Genomic DNA, 1,179 nt, shown 5'->3' on the forward strand with positions numbered 1-1,179 from the left:
AAACTGTGGTGCTCGACCTCGGCACGCTTCGAACCACGGAACTCGATCTCCCAGATGACTTCCCCGGCCTTTTTGAGATCATCGCGCTCGAGTGCCGGGATCAGGTCCATTAAGAACAGGTACGCCTTGAGCTCGCGGTCCCGGTAATCGAGCGTCCTGGCCTTGTTCATCAGAAGATCGAACTCCTGCGTGCCGGCCGAGGAGATCCCGGTCGGCGGGATGACGATATATACGGTCTTTCCCTCGGCAAACGGGTGGTGGTACACAAGCGAGAGTTCATCGCCCATCACCACCATCCCGCCGTATGTGCTGGCCGCAGGGCCGACCCCGGTCTCGAACCCGAACGCGATACTGCCATCCGCGGTCTCCTCGACATAGTTGTGCCCGATGAGGTAGCGCAGCTGGGTGTTGGAGAGCGGGGAGCCCACCGCTTCATTCATGGCAGTAGCAACGGCAATCATCACCGTGCTCGTGGAGCCAAGGCCGACATGCTTGTGTTCATGATCGACGACCTTGATCGTAAAGCCACCGGTATAACCCGTTGCTTTTTTGAAGACCGCCACAAAGTTCTCGATGATTGCCGCGCGGTTGTAATCGACGGTCACCTCTTTTTTCGTGCAGGCGACCTCCGCAGAGCAGTAACACCGGATGGCAAACCCTATCCCGCCGCCACCGGCATCGTTGGGAGCAAACCGGTTCATGTCGAGCACGGTCAGGTGTATCCGGGCCGGTGCCCGGGCAAGGACGGTGCCTTTTGCGGGTTTGAGCTTGAACTTCTTCTTCTCAAGCCCCAGCGTCTTGAGGTTCTTTCCCGGCGGGAAGGTCTGGAACTCATATTCGACAAGGTCGAGGTCGCCCCCGCGTATCTTCATGACTGCCATACGTAACAGTTCCCGTTTGGGGCGCGATGAGAAAAATATTCCCTGCACCAGAACGGGATGCAGGGCCACGTTTCCAGCTATCAGGGTGAGGCAGGACGGTCAAAGAACGGGTTCTTGCCGGTTGCCGACAGGGGAATGGCATAGGCAACGGTACAGGATTTGGTGAAAAGACCAAGGTCAAGCGCGGCTGCCCCGCCAGAGTACATGATGCGGTTGTCCGCGGTGTGCCGTTGTGCGATATTCACTGCCCAGCCGACGCCGCTCCCGAGATCGTTCCGGCGGAGCGCGACGCTCGGCG

At 59.1% G+C, this 1,179-nt stretch carries 2 protein-coding genes; both read right to left on the bottom strand.

Annotated features, from left to right (window positions below; translation table 11 throughout):
* Positions 1–881 (bottom strand): GHMP kinase (locus tag CW742_RS14090; RefSeq protein ID WP_292421459.1); only part of this gene is annotated, 881 nt, incomplete at its 3' end.
* Between the two features lie 80 nt (positions 882–961).
* Positions 962–1,179 (bottom strand): ferredoxin domain-containing protein (locus tag CW742_RS14095; protein WP_292421461.1); only part of this gene is annotated, 218 nt, incomplete at its 5' end.

The sequence above is a fragment of the Methanoregula sp. genome, from assembly GCF_002835825.1.
In the GTDB taxonomy this organism is placed as follows: domain Archaea; phylum Halobacteriota; class Methanomicrobia; order Methanomicrobiales; family Methanospirillaceae; genus Methanoregula.